This is a genomic window from Paracoccus ravus (assembly GCF_004522175.1).
In the GTDB taxonomy this organism is placed as follows: Bacteria; Pseudomonadota; Alphaproteobacteria; order Rhodobacterales; family Rhodobacteraceae; genus Paracoccus; species Paracoccus ravus.
The window spans coordinates 41,856-57,647 of the sequence record NZ_SDEB01000006.1 but is presented as its reverse complement, the minus strand read 5'-3'; the positions used below and the strand labels follow the sequence as shown (position 1 = coordinate 57,647).

Annotated in this window: 15 protein-coding genes; 5 read left to right on the top strand and 10 right to left on the bottom strand. The window is 64.5% G+C overall.

Features of this window, described 5'->3' with window-relative positions:
* Positions 1-43: 43 nt before the first annotated feature.
* From ESZ60_RS06935 to ESZ60_RS06910, 6 genes are all read right to left on the bottom strand, one after another.
* Entirely contained in the window at positions 44-829 is a 786-nt protein-coding gene (locus ESZ60_RS06935) for a DUF1217 domain-containing protein (RefSeq protein WP_134679699.1), read from the bottom strand.
* The gene (flbT, locus tag ESZ60_RS06930; RefSeq protein WP_134679698.1) at positions 826-1,230 is read right to left on the bottom strand and encodes a flagellar biosynthesis repressor FlbT; all 405 of its coding nucleotides are present in this window, start codon (positions 1,228-1,230) and stop codon (positions 826-828) included. The genes ESZ60_RS06935 and flbT overlap by 4 nt, the downstream gene beginning before the upstream one ends.
* Positions 1,227-1,580, bottom strand: coding sequence for a flagellar biosynthesis regulator FlaF (flaF, locus tag ESZ60_RS06925; protein ID WP_134679697.1), 354 nt, complete (start codon positions 1,578-1,580; stop codon positions 1,227-1,229). The genes flbT and flaF overlap by 4 nt, the downstream gene beginning before the upstream one ends.
* A gap of 87 nt (positions 1,581-1,667) precedes the next feature.
* Positions 1,668-2,534 carry a flagellin N-terminal helical domain-containing protein gene (locus ESZ60_RS06920; protein WP_134679696.1) on the bottom strand — a complete coding sequence of 289 codons (867 nt, stop codon included), beginning with the start codon at positions 2,532-2,534 and terminating at the stop codon, positions 1,668-1,670.
* Between the two features lie 696 nt (positions 2,535-3,230).
* Entirely contained in the window at positions 3,231-6,662 is a 3,432-nt protein-coding gene (locus tag ESZ60_RS06915; RefSeq protein ID WP_134679695.1) for a pyruvate carboxylase, read from the bottom strand.
* Between the two features lie 92 nt (positions 6,663-6,754).
* On the bottom strand, positions 6,755-7,204 hold the full coding sequence (locus ESZ60_RS06910; protein WP_134679694.1) for a nucleoside deaminase: 450 nt from the start codon (positions 7,202-7,204) through the stop codon (positions 6,755-6,757).
* 132 nt (positions 7,205-7,336) lie between these two features.
* Between ESZ60_RS06910 and ESZ60_RS06905 the strand changes: the two genes are divergently transcribed.
* Positions 7,337-8,809, top strand: coding sequence for a pseudouridine synthase (locus ESZ60_RS06905; protein WP_134679693.1), 1,473 nt, complete (start codon positions 7,337-7,339; stop codon positions 8,807-8,809).
* Positions 8,810-8,891: 82 nt separating this feature from the next.
* On the opposite strand, the gene hemP is transcribed toward ESZ60_RS06905, so the two are convergent.
* Complete coding sequence (hemP, locus tag ESZ60_RS06900; protein ID WP_134679692.1) at positions 8,892-9,068, bottom strand: hemin uptake protein HemP; 177 nt, start codon at positions 9,066-9,068, stop codon at positions 8,892-8,894.
* Positions 9,069-9,181: 113 nt separating this feature from the next.
* Positions 9,182-10,168, bottom strand: a complete 987-nt coding sequence (locus ESZ60_RS06895; protein WP_134679691.1) for a zinc ABC transporter substrate-binding protein — start codon at positions 10,166-10,168, stop codon at positions 9,182-9,184.
* Positions 10,169-10,247: 79 nt separating this feature from the next.
* Between ESZ60_RS06895 and ESZ60_RS06890 the strand changes: the two genes are divergently transcribed.
* The 4 genes from ESZ60_RS06890 to ESZ60_RS06875 all read left to right on the top strand — a co-directional run bounded on the left by ESZ60_RS06890 (position 10,248) and on the right by ESZ60_RS06875 (position 12,769).
* The gene (locus tag ESZ60_RS06890) at positions 10,248-10,763 is read left to right on the top strand and encodes a Fur family transcriptional regulator (protein WP_134679690.1); all 516 of its coding nucleotides are present in this window, start codon (positions 10,248-10,250) and stop codon (positions 10,761-10,763) included.
* The gene (locus ESZ60_RS06885; RefSeq protein WP_134679689.1) at positions 10,760-11,542 is read left to right on the top strand and encodes an ATP-binding cassette domain-containing protein; all 783 of its coding nucleotides are present in this window, start codon (positions 10,760-10,762) and stop codon (positions 11,540-11,542) included. Before ESZ60_RS06890 ends, ESZ60_RS06885 begins: the two co-directional genes overlap by 4 nt.
* A 2-nt stretch (positions 11,543-11,544) precedes the next feature.
* A complete protein-coding gene (locus ESZ60_RS06880) occupies positions 11,545-12,330 on the top strand; it encodes a metal ABC transporter permease (protein WP_134679688.1) in 786 nt (261 codons plus the stop codon).
* Positions 12,331-12,541: 211 nt separating this feature from the next.
* The gene (locus ESZ60_RS06875; protein ID WP_342365229.1) at positions 12,542-12,769 is read left to right on the top strand and encodes a hypothetical protein; all 228 of its coding nucleotides are present in this window, start codon (positions 12,542-12,544) and stop codon (positions 12,767-12,769) included.
* A 143-nt stretch (positions 12,770-12,912) separates the two neighbouring features.
* Here the strand turns inward: ESZ60_RS06875 and ESZ60_RS06870 are convergent, their stop codons facing one another.
* Positions 12,913-13,566: a YjbF family lipoprotein gene (locus ESZ60_RS06870; RefSeq protein ID WP_134679686.1), complete on the bottom strand. Its 654-nt coding sequence runs from the start codon at positions 13,564-13,566 to the stop codon at positions 12,913-12,915.
* On the bottom strand, positions 13,563-15,770 hold the full coding sequence (locus ESZ60_RS06865) for a YjbH domain-containing protein (RefSeq protein WP_134679685.1): 2,208 nt from the start codon (positions 15,768-15,770) through the stop codon (positions 13,563-13,565). The genes ESZ60_RS06870 and ESZ60_RS06865 overlap by 4 nt, the downstream gene beginning before the upstream one ends.
* Between the last annotated feature and the right edge of the window lie 22 nt (positions 15,771-15,792).

Below are 15,792 nucleotides of genomic sequence, written 5' to 3'. Positions count from 1 at the left end.
GGTTTTCGGTTAGCCTTGGTTTTTCCTCTGCCTGCGGGGCGGGTCATCCACGCAGGATCTGAAGCGCGACGGAAAATGGGCTCGAGACGCGCGCGACGTCGATCTGCGATCGAAGAAGATAGCGGTTCAGCAGCTTGTCGAACTGCTTGCCGTCCTCGAATTGCGCGAGATCCGAACTGCCGGTGAGTTTTTCGAGCTTGCTGCGCATTTCGCTGACTTGGCGGTCGATCGGCAATTGGCCGAAATTGCTGCTCAATCCAAATGCGCCCTCAAAAACCTTTCGCAAGGGCTTGGATGAAAGAAGCTGGTACCATTTCGTGTTTTCGCTGACCTCCCGTCTGGCCAGTTCGGGCAGTTCGCGCTGTGCATTCAGGGCCAGTTCGATTTCCTGATATTGGCTGCCGATATTGCGTTCGAACGAGCGGGTGTTGAACAGCACCGCCATGTCCTTCAGCGCCAGCGCGCTCTGGTCTGCCTCATCCGATCTGAATTTGGCGAAGGCCTCGCAGAGATGAAGGTAGCGCTTGTCGGACAGGCGATTGACGAGGCTGGTCTTGTCCTCAGGGTCGGCTTCGAGGACCTTGGTGATGAACCGCTTGTTGCCGATGTCGGTTTCCAGCCCATAGGCCTGAAGCGCCACGTTCAGGAGCCGGTAATTCGAGATCAGGTCCTCGGCCTCCTTTACCTCGGGCATGTTCTGCAGGAAATAGTCGCGCGACCGGCGGATCGTGCTGTCATTCTCGAAAATCGCACGTTGCGTCTGCGCCGTGCGTTCAAGGAATTTCCACCCCGTATAGCCACCCGCCGGCAACTGCACGGTATAGGTCATGTCGGAACCTGGGCCAGAAGGCGCGCCTCGCGTGGGATCAGGCGTCGCATCAGCTTCATGGCGAGATAATGGTTTCCCGCGACGAGGGCGGCGGTCGACTGGTCGAGGATCGCGCGGCTTTCCGTGTCGCGAAAGGCGCGGGACAATTGTTCAATCCCGAACAGGGCCTGCTTTTTGCCCTCGGCCTCTTCGGCGTCGCCGGTCAGGACCAATTGGCAGATATAGCACACCCTGCTGACCGGGGTATTGGCCTGATCGGGGTGAATCGCATCGCGCAGCCGCAGGACCGCGGCATTGGGCGATCTGATCGTGATCCGCGTGCGGCGGTCGCAATTCTCGATGACCGCACCATTGATCAGGACGCGCTCGTTCGGCGAGAGTTTCAAAATCAGCCCGGTCATGCCGCACCCCCGGACCGCAAGCCCTTCATCACCGCCTTGTTGATGTCGATCAGCACCTCGGTGGTCGCCTGGCCCGCGAGCACGTTCTGGCCGTGCCGAAGCGAGAATTGCGCGAGAGAGATCAGGTTCGCCCGCAACCCGGCATCCAGACCGTTTTCCGGATGCTGCAGATCCGCCGACAGCACCGTCCATAATTCATTGTTCCGCGAGACCGCCGTAATGGTCCTGCGGTCGTGGCATTCTGCCGGGGCTTGCAGCAAGGCACGCGTCACTTCGGCAAAGACGTCGTATTCCATGTCCCTTGCGCCGCGGATCGCCGGGTTTCGGTAGGCGTTTTCTGGAAATTGCATGACAGCGTTCAAGGAACTTTCCCGTTGCAAGAGGCCGGTGTCAGAAATCACGGGGCCGCGGCAGGGCGGCCCCGTGCGTCACCCGTATCAGCCGCGGAAGAGCGACATGATCGCCGAGGGCGCCTGGTTGGCGATCGACAGGGCCTGGATGCCGAGCTGCTGCTGCGTCTGCAGCGCGGTCAGACGGGCCGAGGCTTCCTCCATATCGGCATCGACAAGCGAGCTGACCGCCATTTCCAGCGAGTCGCTCAGTTTCGAGACGAAGGTCGCCTGATCGCTGATCCGCTGACCCGAAGCACCCAAAGTCGCGGCGGCGTCGATCACCGTCGAGAGCTTGCTTTCCACTGTGGCGAGGACATCGTCAAAGTTCGGTGTCGCGCCTCCCGTCAACACCATGTTGGTGGCGAGGGCACCCGTTCCCGCATCAATCCCGCTGATACCTGACAGGTCGGTACCGGTCACCGAGATGGTCCTGACGGAGTCGGCATCAAGGGTCGCGCTGCCGCTGCGATCAAGCGATCCTATCACGTTATAGGTGGGGGTGGTGTTGTTGAGGAGGTTGACACCATTGGCCTGGGTGCCGTTCACGATCGAATCGATCTGCTCCATCTTGGCCGTGATCTGGGTATTGAGCGTATCAATATCGGCGTCAGAGCGGCCGGCGCCGATTACCAGCTGCTTCACTTCCTCGAGCAGGCCCTGGACCTGCTCGGCCCCGGTGCGGGCGGTCGCCACGGTTTCCCCAGCGACGTTCAGGTTGGCCTGGATCGTCTTGAAGGATTGCTGATCCGATTCCATCGTCTTCGAGATGGCCCAGATCGCGGCATTGTCCTTGGCCGAGCCAATGGTTTTGCCGGTCGAAATCTCTGCCTGGGTCTTTGCCAGGTTCGAGTTGATACCCTTGAGCGTTTGAAGCGCGACAAGGGCGGAATTGTTGGTCAGAATGCTGGACATGATTTTCACTCCGTGAAACTGGGGCATTTACCCCGTTGAAATCGCGGCCTTCTGACCATCGGGCTTGTCCCGGCGCGTTGAAGCGCAGTGATGAACCTAACCCTCAAGTGCAAAGAAACCCTGAACGCGCTTTGGCGATCAAGACGCTATATCACTGATATTTTATTCAAAATCCGGGCATCCAGTTGTCCGGGATGCCCCGTTTCGTCGCGGTTGCGCGGGTGGCGCTTCATTTCAAGGAAACCGTCAAGGCCCATCTCGTAGAAGCGTCACGACCATAGGCTTGGCGTGCTGCAATGGAATGCGTGCATGCGCCGCGCGCGACGCTGAGCGCGGGGTCGGCACCGCGATCCGAGGATCGAGCGCAGGCTGACACAGGCACAGCATCTGCGGCGCTCGGAGGACCAGAAGACAGGCCGATGGCTTGTTTCCCGACAAACGGCACGCGCGCGTGTACCGCAGGCTCAGGGCGGATGAGGCGGAACGGGGGGCGTCTCGTTGGACGTGACGCGCGGCCCTTACGACAGCCACGATCACGTCGAGCATGCACCGGCGACGTCATCGCCGCCGATCCATCGCGGGTCGGCTCAAAGCGCCCGATTACCGCAGGCCTTGCGAGCGCATCTGCAGGATCTGGGTTTCAGAGCCTGGCAGATGCATCGCCGATCCGATCCATCGGATGCCGGGACCGAAGGGCTAGCCGATTTCGACCAGCAGGTCCTTGGCATCGATGCCCTGGCCGGGGCTGACATGCAGGGCCTTGACCACGCCCTCACGGTCGGCATGCAGGCCGGTCTCCATCTTCATCGCCTCGATGGTCAGCAGTAGGTCGCCGGGATGGACCTTTTGCCCCATGCTGACCGCGACCGAGGCGACGACGCCGGGCATCGGCGCGCCGACATGGCCATCATTTGCGGGGTCGGCCTTGGGCCGGGAGGCGGTCTGCGACTTCACTAGGCGGTTCGGCACGCGGATCACGCGCGGCTGCCCGTTCAGCTCGAAGAAGACCTTCACATCGCCCTTCTCATCCGTCTCGCCCAAGGTGAGCAGGCGGATCTCCAGCGTCTTGCCGGGATCGATCTCGGCCTCGATCTCGTCGCCGGGCTCCATGCCGTAGAAGAAGGTGCGGGTCGGCAGGGTGCGGACCGGGCCATAGGTCTCGTGCCGCGACATGTAGTCGGTGAAGACCTTGGGATACATCAGGTAGCCGTTCAGGTCCTCGTCATCGACCGCGACGCCCAGGTCGCCCGCGAGCTTCGCGCGGGTGGCTTCGAGGTCGACGGGCTCCATCGAGGCGCCGGGACGGGTGGTCAGCGCGGCCTCGCCCTTGAGAATCTTCCTCTGCAGCGCCTCGGGCCAGCCGCCCGGAGGCTGGCCGAGATTGCCGCGCATCATGTCCACCACCGAATCGGGGAAGGCCACTTCCACATCGGGGTCCTCGACCTGCGCCCGGCTCAGCCCCTGCGCCACCATCATCAGCGCCATGTCGCCCACCACCTTCGACGAGGGCGTGACCTTGACGATGTCGCCGAACATGCGGTTCACCTCGGCATAGGTCTGGGCGACCTCGTGCCAGCGCTCCTCGAGGCCGAGGCTGCGCGCCTGCGCCTTGAGGTTGGTGAACTGCCCGCCCGGCATCTCGTGCAGGTAGACCTCGGAGGCCGGGGCCTGCAGGCCGGACTCGAAGGCCGCGTAATGGGCGCGCACGGCCTCCCAATAGTTCGAGATCTCGCGGATCGCGCTGATGTCGAGGCCGGTGTCGCGCTCGGTATGGCGCAGGGCCTCGACGATGGAACCCAAGGTCGGCTGCGAGGTGTTCCCCGACAGGGCGTCCATCGCGCAATCGACTGCATCCACCCCCGCCGCCGCCGCGGCAAGGATGGTCGCGCCGCCGATGCCGCCGGTGTCATGGGTGTGGAAATGGATCGGCAGCCCGACCTCGTCCTTGAGCGCCTTGACCAGCAGAGAGGCCGAGGCAGGCTTCAACAGCCCCGCCATGTCCTTGAGGCCCAGCACATGCGCGCCCGCCTCCTTCAGCGCGCGGCCCATCGCGACATAGTATTTCAGGTCGTACTTGGCGCGGGCGGGGTCGAGGATGTCGCCGGTATAGCAGATCGTGCCCTCGCAGACCTTGCCAGCCTCGTTCACCTCATCCATGGCGACGCGCATGTTTTCGACCCAGTTCAGGCTGTCGAAGACGCGGAAGACGTCGATGCCGGTGGTCGCCGCCTGTTTCACGAAGGCCTGCACGACATTGTCGGGATAGTTGGTGTAGCCGACGCCGTTCGAGGCCCGCAGCAGCATCTGGGTCATCAGGTTCGGCATCCTTGCGCGAATGTCGCGCAGCCGCTGCCACGGGCATTCCTGCAGGAAGCGGTAGGCCACGTCGAAGGTTGCGCCGCCCCAGCACTCGACCGAGAAAAGGCCCGGCAGGTTCGCGGCATAGCTCGGCGCGACCCGGATCATGTCGATCGAGCGCATCCGCGTCGCGAGCAAGCTCTGGTGCCCGTCCCGCATCGAGGTGTCGGTGATCAGCAGCGGCTTCTGCGCCAGCATCCAGTCGGCGACGGCCTGCGGGCCTTTCTCGTCCAGAAGCTGCCGCGTGCCGGGGACCGGCTCGGTGCGGGGCTTCGGTGGGACGGGGGTGCGCGCATCCGCCGGGGGCAGGGGGCGGCCCGCCGTCTCGGGGTGACCGTTGACCGAGATGTCGGCGATATAGGTCAGGATCTTGGTCGCCCGGTCGCGGCGCTTCGAGAACTGGAACAGGTCCTCGGTCGTGTCGATGAACTTGGTCGTGTAGGTGTCGTCGAGGAAGGTCGGGTGCTTCAGGAGGTTGATGACGAATTCGATATTCGTCGCGACGCCGCGCACACGGAACTCGCGCAGGGCCCGGTCCATCCGCGCGATGGCCTTTTCCGGGGTCTGGGCATGGGCGGTGACCTTGACCAGCAGCGAATCGTAGAAGCGGGTGATGACGCCGCCGGAATAGGCCGTGCCGCCATCCAGACGGATGCCATTGCCGGTGGCGCTGCGATAGGCGGTGATGCGGCCGTAATCGGGAATGAAGTTGTTCAGCGGGTCCTCGGTCGTGACCCGGCATTGCAGGGCATGGCCGTTGAGGCGCACCTCGGACTGGCTGGGAACGCCGGTCGCCTCGGCCAGGGTCGCGCCCTCGGCGATCTGGATCTGGGATTGTACGATGTCGATGCCGGTGACCTCTTCGGTCACGGTATGCTCGACCTGGACGCGCGGGTTCACCTCGATGAAGTAGAAGCGCTGGCTGTCCATATCCATCAGGAACTCGACCGTGCCGGCATTCTGGTAGCCGACGGCGCGGCCGATCTTCAGCGCGAGTTCGCAGACCTCGGCGCGCTGTTCCTCGGTCAGGTAGGGGGCGGGGGCGCGCTCGACGACCTTCTGGTTGCGGCGCTGGACGGTGCAGTCGCGTTCATAAAGATGGTAAAGACCGCCATGGCTGTCGCCCAGCAACTGCACCTCGACATGGCGGGCGCGCAGGATCATCTTCTCGAGATAACCCTCGCCATTGCCGAAGGCGGCCTCGGCCTCGCGCCGGCCCTCGCGGACCTTCTCGGGCAGTTCCTCAGGGCCCATGATCGGGCGCATGCCGCGCCCGCCGCCGCCCCAGGAGGCCTTGAGCATCAACGGATAGCCGATCTGGGCGGCCTCGCGCTTGATCGCCTCCATGTCGTCACCCAGCACCTCGGTCGCGGGGATCACCGGCACGCCCGCGCCGATCGCGACGCGCCGGGCGCTGGCCTTGTCGCCAAGTGCCCGCATCGTCTCGGCCGAGGGGCCGATGAAGGTGATCCCGGCAGCCGTGCAGGCATCGACGAAATCGGGGTTCTCGGAGAGCAGCCCATAGCCCGGATGGATGGCATCCGCGCCCGAGAGCTTGGCGACCCGGATGATCTCGGGGATCGACAGGTAGGCCGCGACCGGGCCGAGACCCTCGCCGATGCGGTAGGCCTCATCCGCCTTGAACCGGTGCAGGCCCAGCTTGTCCTCTTCGGCATAGACGGCGACGGTTTTCTTGCCCAGCTCGTTCGCGGCCCGCATCACGCGGATGGCGATCTCGCCTCGGTTGGCGACAAGAATCTTGCTAAACATGCTTTCTCCCCCGGTTTCCCGATGGAAGGACATGCTATGCATGCTGCATTGCAGCGCAAGTGTCCTTTGTCATCTGGGGACGAAGGTCGCAGTCAGCGCCGCTCGCGGAAGAAGCCTTGCAGCAGGGCGCGCGATTCCTCGGCGGAAATCCCGTCGAACACCTCGGGGCGGTGATGGCATTGCGGATGGTCATAGACCCGCGCGCCGTGGCGCACCCCGCCCATGCGCGGATCGTCCGCGCCGTAATAGATTATGGCGATGCGTGCCGCCGAGATTGCGGCCGCACACATCGGGCAGGGCTCCAGCGTGACCCATAGGCGCGCGCCCGGCAGGCGTTCCGATCCCAGCAGGCCGCAGGCCTCGCGGATGGCGAGGATCTCGGCATGGGCCGTGGGGTCGGAAAGCTCGCGCGTGCGGTTTCCGGCGCGAGACAGGACGTGGCCCGTCGCATCGGTCAGAACCGCGCCCACGGGAACCTCACCGCGCAGGGCGGCCTCGCGCGCTTCGCATAGCGCATGGGGCATGAAAGACGAAAACTCCATGACGGTTTCTGGCGCGACATTCCCGCGCGTGCAAGACGCGACAATCTGGCGCGCGCAAGAACCGCTTTCCATATTGTGCGTTATGGCGTAGACGCCCGCTTTTGCTACCGCAGAGATGCGCAGGAGATCGCCATGACCGATACGCCCGAAACCCCGAAAACCGAGACGCCAGAAACCCCCAAAACCGAGGGCGACCGCATCGCCAAGGTGATGGCGCGTGTGGGCGTGGCCAGCCGCCGCGAAGCCGAGCGCATGATCCTTGAGGGTCGCGTCACCGTTAACGGCAAGAAGATCGACAGCCCGGCGCTGGATGTTCTGCCCTCGGACCGCATTGCCGTTGATGGCAAGAAGCTGGACGAGCCGCAGGAAACCCGTCTGTGGATGTATTACAAGCCCGTCGGGCTGGTGACGACGGAATCCGACGAAAAGGGCCGCCAGACCGTCTTCGACGCCCTGCCGCGTGACCTGCCGCGCGTGATGACTGTCGGTCGACTTGACCTGAACTCCGAGGGGCTGCTGCTTTTGACCAATGACGGCGAGCTGAAGCGCCGTCTGGAACTGCCGACGACCGGCTGGCTGCGGCGCTACCGCGTGCGGGTCAATGGCACGCCGAGCGATCTGACCTTCGCGCCGCTGCGCCGGGGCGTCACCATCGACGGCGAGGATTTCGCGCCGATGGAAATCAAGCTCGACAGCCAGCAGGGCGCGAATGCCTGGCTGACCGTCGGCATCCGCGAGGGCAAGAACCGCGAGATCCGCCGCGCGATGTCGCATGTCGGCCTGATCGTGAACCGGTTGATCCGCGTTGGCTATGGTCCCTTCAAACTGACCGGCATGGAAGAAAACGAAGTCCGCGAGATCAAGCGCAAGGTGCTGCGCGATCAGTTGGGCGGCTTGCTGACTGGCGAGGAGACCGAGGCGAAACCCCGCAGCTTCCGCGAACGCGGTGCCCGTGAAGAGGGTGATCGCAAGCCCTTCCAGCGCCGTGAGGATGGCGAGCGCAAGCCTTTTGCGCGTCGTGAAGATGGCGATCGCAAGCCTTACGGCCGCCGCGAAGACGGTGATCGCAAACCCTACGCCATGCGCGAAGATGGCGATCGTAAGCCATATGCGCGCCGTGAAGATGGCGACCGCAAACCTTACGCCAAGCGCGAGGACGGTGATCGTAAGCCCTATGCGCGCCGTGAAGATGGCGAGCGCAAACCTTACGCCAAGCGCGAGGATGGCGAGCGCAAGCCCTATGCGCGCCGTGAAGATGGTGATCGCAAACCTTACGCCAAGCGCGAGGATGGCGAGCGCAAACCCTATGCGCGTCGCGAAGATGGCGACCGCAAACCTTACGCCAAGCGCGAAGATGGTGATCGCAAGCCCTATGCGCGCCGTGAAGACGGTGATCGCAAGCCTTGGGCCAAGCGCGAGGATGGCGACCGCAAGCCCTTCGCTCGCCGCGAGGATGGTGAGCGCAAGTCCTTTGGGAAGCCGGGCGGCAAGCCCTCGGGCTTTGGCGGCAAGAGCTTCGGCGGCAAGCCCGGCGGAAAGCCCGGCCAGAAACCCGGCGCCCGCCCCTCGGATCGTGGCCCCAGCAAGGGCCCGCGGCGCGGCTGATCTGACATCCTGAGAACAAAGAAAGGGCGCGGTCAGACCGCGCCCTTTTCGCATATCGCGCCGGGACCGCCCGGCGGCGGGATTATTTCGTCAGGATCAATTTGCCCGCGCGGGTGATGCGCAGGTTATAGACCTGATCTCCCAGAACGATCAGGGCTTGATTGCCCCCATTGGTCAGAGCTTCGGCGTCATGTTGGGGCAGGCGATGCAGTGCGGTCACACCGGGAAGGGTGAATTCGGCGGGGCGGGTCGCAGTCATGTCCAGATCCTCGTTGAGCGGTCGCGATAAACGCAACCTGACAAAAACACTTTGGTATGTCAAAGCAAAAGAGTCAGGATATCGTCGCCTGTGTGTTTTTCCGCCCTATCGCCTTATTCCTTGGCCAGACAGTCCGCCATCGCCATCCCCATCGTCTCAAGGATGTGGCTGTAGCTCCGCTTATCCGCAGGCAAGCTTGTGCCCTCGGGGTCAAGGGGCTGGGCCAGAGTCGCGCCGGTATTCTCGATGGCGACCCGCAGCAGCTTGGGGTCGTGATTGATCTCGGGGAAAGCGCAAAGGACGTTTTCGCCCGAGATTGATCGCTGGATGTCGCGCAGCCGCGCCGCCGAGGGGCTCGAGGCATCGCCAAGGCTGACCGCGATCCCGGGCTTGAGCCCGTAATGTTCGGTGAAATAGCCATAGGCGTCGTGAAAGACCACGAATTGCTTTCCCTTTGCCGGTTCAAGCGCCGTCGCGAGCCGCGTGTCCAGCGCCTCGATCGCGGCAATCCCTGTTTCGGCATTGGCGCGATAGCGCGTCGCATTGACGGCGTCACGGCCCGCAAGAGCCTCGGCAATGGCGGTCAGCCAGAGTTTGCCATTCTCCGGATCCAGCCAGGCATGCGGGTCGATCCCGCTATGGACATGCCCGTGACCATCCGCCTCATCGTGCTCGTGCTCGTGCTCGTGCTCGTGCTCGTGCTCGTGCTCGTGCTCGTGTTCCTGACCAAGGTCATGGTGATCGCCGTAGGACCGGATATGGGTTCGCGGCAAAGCAAGGACGGGCAGCGAGACGCCCTCGGGCAGAGCCGCGGCCGTACGGCTGAGCCAAGGGCTGAGCTCGGGGCCGATCCAGACCAGCAGATCGGCTGATTGCAGGCTGCGTGCCTGACTTGGGCGCAACTGGTAGTGGTGAGGATCGCCGCCCGCCTCCAGCAGGACCTCGGGCTGCCCGAGATCCCCCATGACTTGCTGGACCAGTGCTGCGACTGCCGGAACATCGGTGACGACCATCGGCACATCCGCCCGCGCCGGAGCCGAGGCAAGCAGTGTCGCCCCGAGGGCAAGCAGACAGGAACGCAGGGCGTTTTGGTGATTCATCGGTCGCTCTCTCTTGCGGAAACGCGGCGTTTATTTATGTTATATCGTAACGCGTCAAGGGAAATGTGATAGTATAACAATGATCGAGAAGATTTCTGCGCTTCCTGGGGATCCGTTTCATGCCCATGACCACGCGCATTGCGCCGAAACCGTGCTGCGCCGGGCCGAGGATCAGGCCCGCAGCGAGGGGGTCAGGCTCACGCCGGTGCGGCGTCGGGTTCTTGAGATCCTGCTGGAATCGCATCGCGCGCTGGGGGCCTATGACGTGCTCGAGCGACTGGCGGCGGAGGGCTTTGGCAAACAGCCTCCGGTCGCCTATCGCGCGCTGGATTTCCTTGTCGAGCAGGGGCTGGCTCATCGTGTGCGCCGTCTGAACGCCTATGCCGCCTGCCTGTCGCCCGACCGCGACCACGCGCCGGCCTTCCTGATCTGCCGCGGCTGCGAGCAGGTCGCCGAGGCGGAAACGCCCGAGCTTCGGGCCGCTCTGGCCGCGCTTGGCGCGGGGAACGGCTTCAGCATCGAGCGCAGCACGGTCGAGGTTCTGGGCCTATGTGCCCGCTGTGCCGGCGCGACGCCGGACAAGGTGACGGGATGACGCCGCTTGTCAGGGCCGAAATGGTCTCGGTGAGCCATCCCGGCGCGGATCGCCCGGTCATCTCGCAGATCAGCATGCGGATCGAGCCCGCCGAGATCGTCACCGTGGTCGGTCCCAACGGTTCGGGGAAATCGACGCTGGTCCGGGCGCTGCTGGGGCAGGTGCCCTTGTCCTCGGGTAAGGTCGAACGCCTTGACGGGCTGCGCATCGGCTATGTGCCGCAGCGCGTCCATATCGAGCGCGCCATGCCCATGACGGTCCGCCGCTTCCTGTCGCTGCCGGTCCGGGTCTCGGATGCGCAGGCGGCGCATGTTCTGGCGCGCACCGGCGTGCCCGGCCTTGAGCGGCGGCAGATCATCTCGCTTTCGGGGGGGCAGTTCCAACGCGTACTGCTGGCTAGGGCGCTGCTGAACGCGCCGCAGCTGCTGGTTCTGGACGAGCCGACCCAGGGGCTGGACCAGCCCGGCATCATCGCCTTTTACCAATTGATCGAAGAGGTGCGGGCCGAGACCGGCGCCGCGGTCCTGATGGTCAGCCATGACCTGCTGGTGGTGATGCGGGCCTCGGACAAGGTGGTCTGTCTCAATGGCCATGTCTGCTGTCAGGGGACGCCGCAGGCGGTGAGCGCGGCGCCCGAATATCGCGCCCTGTTCGGGGCCGAATCCCAGGGCACGCTGGCGCTTTACCGCCACCATCACGATCATGACCACGATCACGTCGCCGGGGGGCATCAGCATTCCCCGGATTGCGGACACCACCCCCAAGAATTCCAGGCCTGACCATGCTCGACGATTTCATGACACGCGCCGTTCTGGCCGGGCTGGGGCTGGTGCTGGCGACCGGGCCGCTGGGGGCCTTCGTGGTCTGGAGGCGGATGGCCTATTTCGGAGATTCCACCGCCCATGCCGCGATCCTCGGGGTGGCGATGAGTTTTGCCTTCGCCATGCCGCTCTATCTCGGCACGCTGGCCGTGGTGGTGGCAATGGGCCTCACCGTCGCCTGGCTGAGCGGGCGGGGGCAGAGTTCGGACACGGTGCTGGGGGTGATCGCGCATTCGGCCCTGGCGCTGGGGCTGGTCGCGGCAAGCTTCGTGCCTGCGCTGCGCAGCGACCTCGAGACTTATCTCTTTGGCGATATCCTTGCGATCGGCCGCGCGGATCTGCTCTGGATCTGGGCCGGATCGCTTGCGGTGCTGGGGCTGATCCTCTGGCGCTGGCAGCGCATGGTCACGGCCTCGGTGAATGAGGAACTGGCGATGGCTTCGGGAATAAACCCGTCATTTGAGCGATTGATCCTGTCGCTGGCTCTGGCCGTGATCGTGGCGATCGCGATTCGGATTGTCGGCGCCTTGCTGATTTCGGCGCTGCTCATCATTCCGGCGGCAGCGGCGCGCGGACTCTCTGGAACGCCTGAACGGATGGCCGGTTCCGCCAGTGTGATCGGTGCAATCGCGGTGATCGCGGGCCTTGGCGCGAGCCTTGCGCTGGACAGCCCGGCCGGACCCTCGATCGTCGTTGTCGCTGCTGCGATTTATGCTTTGTCTTTAGTATTTTATAGGCGATACTAAAGAAACTCCGAGGGCTTTCGGCCGGCAGGAACCGGCCGGACCATCGGCACAATGCCGCCTGCTTGCAAATCTGTTGGCTATTATGCAACAGTAAACCTTGGCCAACGAAGCGCGCCGATCAAGACCGCTTCCCAAGTCATTGGCTTTATGCGACTGTCGCCAAGATGTTGTTGGAAACGGCAACCTCCAAAGTACTGAACGGAGCATGATCATGACCAAAATTGCTACCTTTGCCCTGGCCCTTGGCCTGACGGCATCGTCGGCCCTCGCCGGTGGCTATGTTGCCCCCGTCGTGGACGTCGAGCCGGTCGTCGTTGACGAGAAGCCCGCATCGACCAACGCTGGCCTCGTTGTCCCCGCGCTTCTGCTGCTGGGCGTCATCGCTGCCGTCGCTTCGGACGACGACGATGATGATGATGACGACGACACCACCGAGTAATCTTCCTTTCGGAAGTTTGCTTCATGGGCTGGCCCTTCTTGGGTCAGCCCATTTTTCATTCCGGCCCGGCGCTAGACCGGTTCCGTTCAGGGAAAATGAAAAGGCCCGCGTCGCCGCGGGCCTTTCTTGTCATGTGACGCCTCTCAGGGACGCAATTCCTGGATCGTGGCATAGCCCAGATTCGGTCCGATCCATTGCCGCGACACGGTCACCCGACCGCCCTGAACGATGTAATTGTTCTGGATCTTGAGCGGGCCATTCTCGCAGCTTTCCAGGATCACGCCCGGCTTGGGACCCGCCCCGACGGTGCAATCCAGGCGCAGGGGGCTTTCCAGCCCGTCGCCGGTCCAGTAGCGCATCACCCGTTTCGTCTGACCGCTCTGACCCGAACGGATGAGAGAGGACGAGGCAGCCAGTTCCGCAACCGACAGGTCGTGACCCAGCCCGCGCGTGCCCACCAGCATCCCGTCGCGCAGGATCAGGGCCTGCTCGTTCTTGGTCATATAGGTGCGCTGCCCGGCATTCTCGCCGACCATGGCAAGAACCTGGGTCGTGTTCCGGCTTTCCAGCCCGACCAGGATCAGCGGTCCCGGATTGACGCGCAGCGCGGTCGCGGCCATCTCGCCCGGATCGACCGTTGCCGTGACCTCGTCGCGCTTTTCCTGCGCGGCGGTCTGCCGGACCGCCTGGGCGATCAGGCCGGGGATCGAGCCCTGCTCGCTGTCGACATTGCCGCAGGCGGCCAGCATGGCCAGCGCGGTGGCGCCCAGCGTGATCCGTAGTTTCGTTCCGATCATCGCCAGAACCTCCCCCAACCTTGATAGAGCTTGTCCGCCTGGCTGTCGCGGACCCTGTCGTAGAGCCTGCCGCCGACGCGCAGCTTGCTGCCGCCATCGCGTGAGAGCGAGCGGATGTCGCCGCCAACGCGCCGCAGCGAGGGCGAGCCCGTGCCCCAGCCCAGCGGGATCGAGATGCTCACGCCCTTGTCGAACGAGCCCTCGCCATATTCCTCGGCGCTGAGATCGGTCTTGCTGGCCCAGGCACCGATGCGCCAGCCATTGGCGAATTCACGCTCGATCGTCAGTGTCGCGCCGACATCGCCCGCCAGATACTGGCCGACATCAAGCTGCGTCATGATCCCGTTGTCGAAGCGGTAATAGGCCGAGACATGGCCCGTCGTGACCTCGTAATCGCGGAAGCCAAAGACATCGCGGAAATCGCGCTTGCGGACCCGGTTCAGCTCGGCCCCGACCGCCAGCGGCGAATTGGTCGGATACCAAAGGATCTCGGTCGAGACGCCGGCATAGGCGCGTTCCAGCAACCCGCCGGTGAAGCGGGTATAGACCGTATCGGAGGGCTTGGCATACCAGCTCAGCGTCATCCGAGGAATGGTCGGGCTCTTGTTGGCGGAATACATCCGCCCATCCGACCGCACCCGCGGCACGCCGTTTTCGTCGTAATCGTGGTCGCGCGCGTCATATTCCTCGGGGCTCAGCCCGCCCGGCGCTTCCTGCTCGGTGCTTCCGAAGAAGCGCTGGCGCACCGTGCCCTCCAGCACGAGGCCCGGCACGAATTCGTATTCCGCGCTGGCAGCGGCACCGACCTCGTAGCGGAACGGCTCGTCCGGATCAAAGAGCGACGTCGAGAGATAGGGCTTGAGCGCCCAGCGGAAGCGCGGGAACAGCCCCTCGCTATAGGTCAGATCGCCCGGGCGCGGCTCGGCATCGGTAATGCGGGCGGCATTGGCGATCTGGCTGGCCTCGGTGTTTTCCAGCCGCTCGACGTCCGAGCGGCGCAGGGTGACCGAACTGGTCGGAAGCCCGTCTGCCGAGGTGGTGATGACCAGCGTCTCGACCGAGGGGGGCAAGGCCCGGGTCATCAGCCGGGCGGTGCGGCCGACGGCCTCGGCATGTTGCATGTAACGGTGGTTGCGGATGCGGACCTCGGCCCGGTTGCCGCTGAGGGCCATGGATTCGAGGACCTGACCTTCCTTGTCGAGCGCATCGCTCAACGCCTTCTGGATGGCGGGCTGGGCGGTCGGATCCGCGGACCATGCGCCGGACCAGCCCTCGGGATCTGCCGAAGGCGAAGCGCGCGGCCGCACCGGAGCCGGCGCCGGCTCGATACCCGAGGGATAGGGGGCCTGGCGGGCATTCATCGCAACCGAGAACTGCACCCCCAATTGCTGCCCGCCCAGCAGGTAGCCGCCGATCTGGTAATTGTCGCCAAAGGCGTAATTGACGCCCAGATTGATCCGGTTCTTCAACTCGTCGCTGTCGCTGACCCAGACGGCGCGGGCGCAATCCTCGGCCTGACCGGTCTCGCAGGCGTATTTGTCCCCCGAATATTCCGCGGTCAGCACTAGCTTGTCGGTGGCTTGCCAGGTGGCGTTGACGAAAGGCGCCATCTCGCCCTTGAACCATTGGTCGATATTGGGCTTGCCGCCCTCTTCCTCATCGGGGCCGGGACGGTCGCCGAACGGGCTGCCGATGCCGCCGTCCTGCGCCAGACGGCCCCAGCCCAGACCGGCGCTGACGCGCAGGCGCGGGGTGATGGTCTTGGTCGCGACCAGATACTCGGCGCTGTAAAAGCCGGTGCCCATGAAATCCTGAAGCCCGATCGCGACGGCGGGACGCCAGCCGGTCGGGTCCTCGTCGAGGAACTGGTAGCGCAGGTCGAAGCTGCGGTCCCAGACATAGCCGCGGCTTTCCTCGAGGCTGTCGAAGCGGCCGTAGCTCAGCGACACGGAAAGGCGCGGCAGGGCCTGAAAGACCAGCGTGTTGCGCCGCGCCAGATCGGAATAGCTCAGCGTCGCGCCCAGCGTCGCATCGGGCATCATCTCGGCGGTGGGGGTGTCGATCGCGCCGGGCAGGCCGCGGGTGTTGAGATTGGCGCCAATCAGCGGATCGGCAAGGGCCGGGCCTGCGCCCGGACCTAGAAGAAGCGCGACCGGCAGCGTCGAGGCCAGCAGGCGGCGGGTAAGGGGCGAATGGGCGCGCATCGGCGGGTCCTTCTGACATGAC

Coding starts and splice junctions, on each gene's coding strand:
- ESZ60_RS06905 (WP_134679693.1), top strand. CDS start 7,337: ATGACCGATACGCCCGAAACCCCGAAAACCGAGACGCCAGAAACCCCC.
- ESZ60_RS06915 (WP_134679695.1), bottom strand. CDS start 6,662: ATGTTTAGCAAGATTCTTGTCGCCAACCGAGGCGAGATCGCCATCCGC.
- ESZ60_RS06885 (WP_134679689.1), top strand. CDS start 10,760: ATGACGCCGCTTGTCAGGGCCGAAATGGTCTCGGTGAGCCATCCCGGC.
- ESZ60_RS06870 (WP_134679686.1), bottom strand. CDS start 13,566: ATGATCGGAACGAAACTACGGATCACGCTGGGCGCCACCGCGCTGGCC.
- ESZ60_RS06910 (WP_134679694.1), bottom strand. CDS start 7,204: ATGGAGTTTTCGTCTTTCATGCCCCATGCGCTATGCGAAGCGCGCGAG.
- flaF (WP_134679697.1), bottom strand. CDS start 1,580: ATGCAATTTCCAGAAAACGCCTACCGAAACCCGGCGATCCGCGGCGCA.
- flbT (WP_134679698.1), bottom strand. CDS start 1,230: ATGACCGGGCTGATTTTGAAACTCTCGCCGAACGAGCGCGTCCTGATC.
- ESZ60_RS06890 (WP_134679690.1), top strand. CDS start 10,248: ATGATCGAGAAGATTTCTGCGCTTCCTGGGGATCCGTTTCATGCCCAT.
- ESZ60_RS06880 (WP_134679688.1), top strand. CDS start 11,545: ATGCTCGACGATTTCATGACACGCGCCGTTCTGGCCGGGCTGGGGCTG.
- hemP (WP_134679692.1), bottom strand. CDS start 9,068: ATGACTGCGACCCGCCCCGCCGAATTCACCCTTCCCGGTGTGACCGCA.
- ESZ60_RS06920 (WP_134679696.1), bottom strand. CDS start 2,534: ATGTCCAGCATTCTGACCAACAATTCCGCCCTTGTCGCGCTTCAAACG.
- ESZ60_RS06895 (WP_134679691.1), bottom strand. CDS start 10,168: ATGAATCACCAAAACGCCCTGCGTTCCTGTCTGCTTGCCCTCGGGGCG.
- ESZ60_RS06865 (WP_134679685.1), bottom strand. CDS start 15,770: ATGCGCGCCCATTCGCCCCTTACCCGCCGCCTGCTGGCCTCGACGCTG.
- ESZ60_RS06935 (WP_134679699.1), bottom strand. CDS start 829: ATGACCTATACCGTGCAGTTGCCGGCGGGTGGCTATACGGGGTGGAAA.
- ESZ60_RS06875 (WP_342365229.1), top strand. CDS start 12,542: ATGACCAAAATTGCTACCTTTGCCCTGGCCCTTGGCCTGACGGCATCG.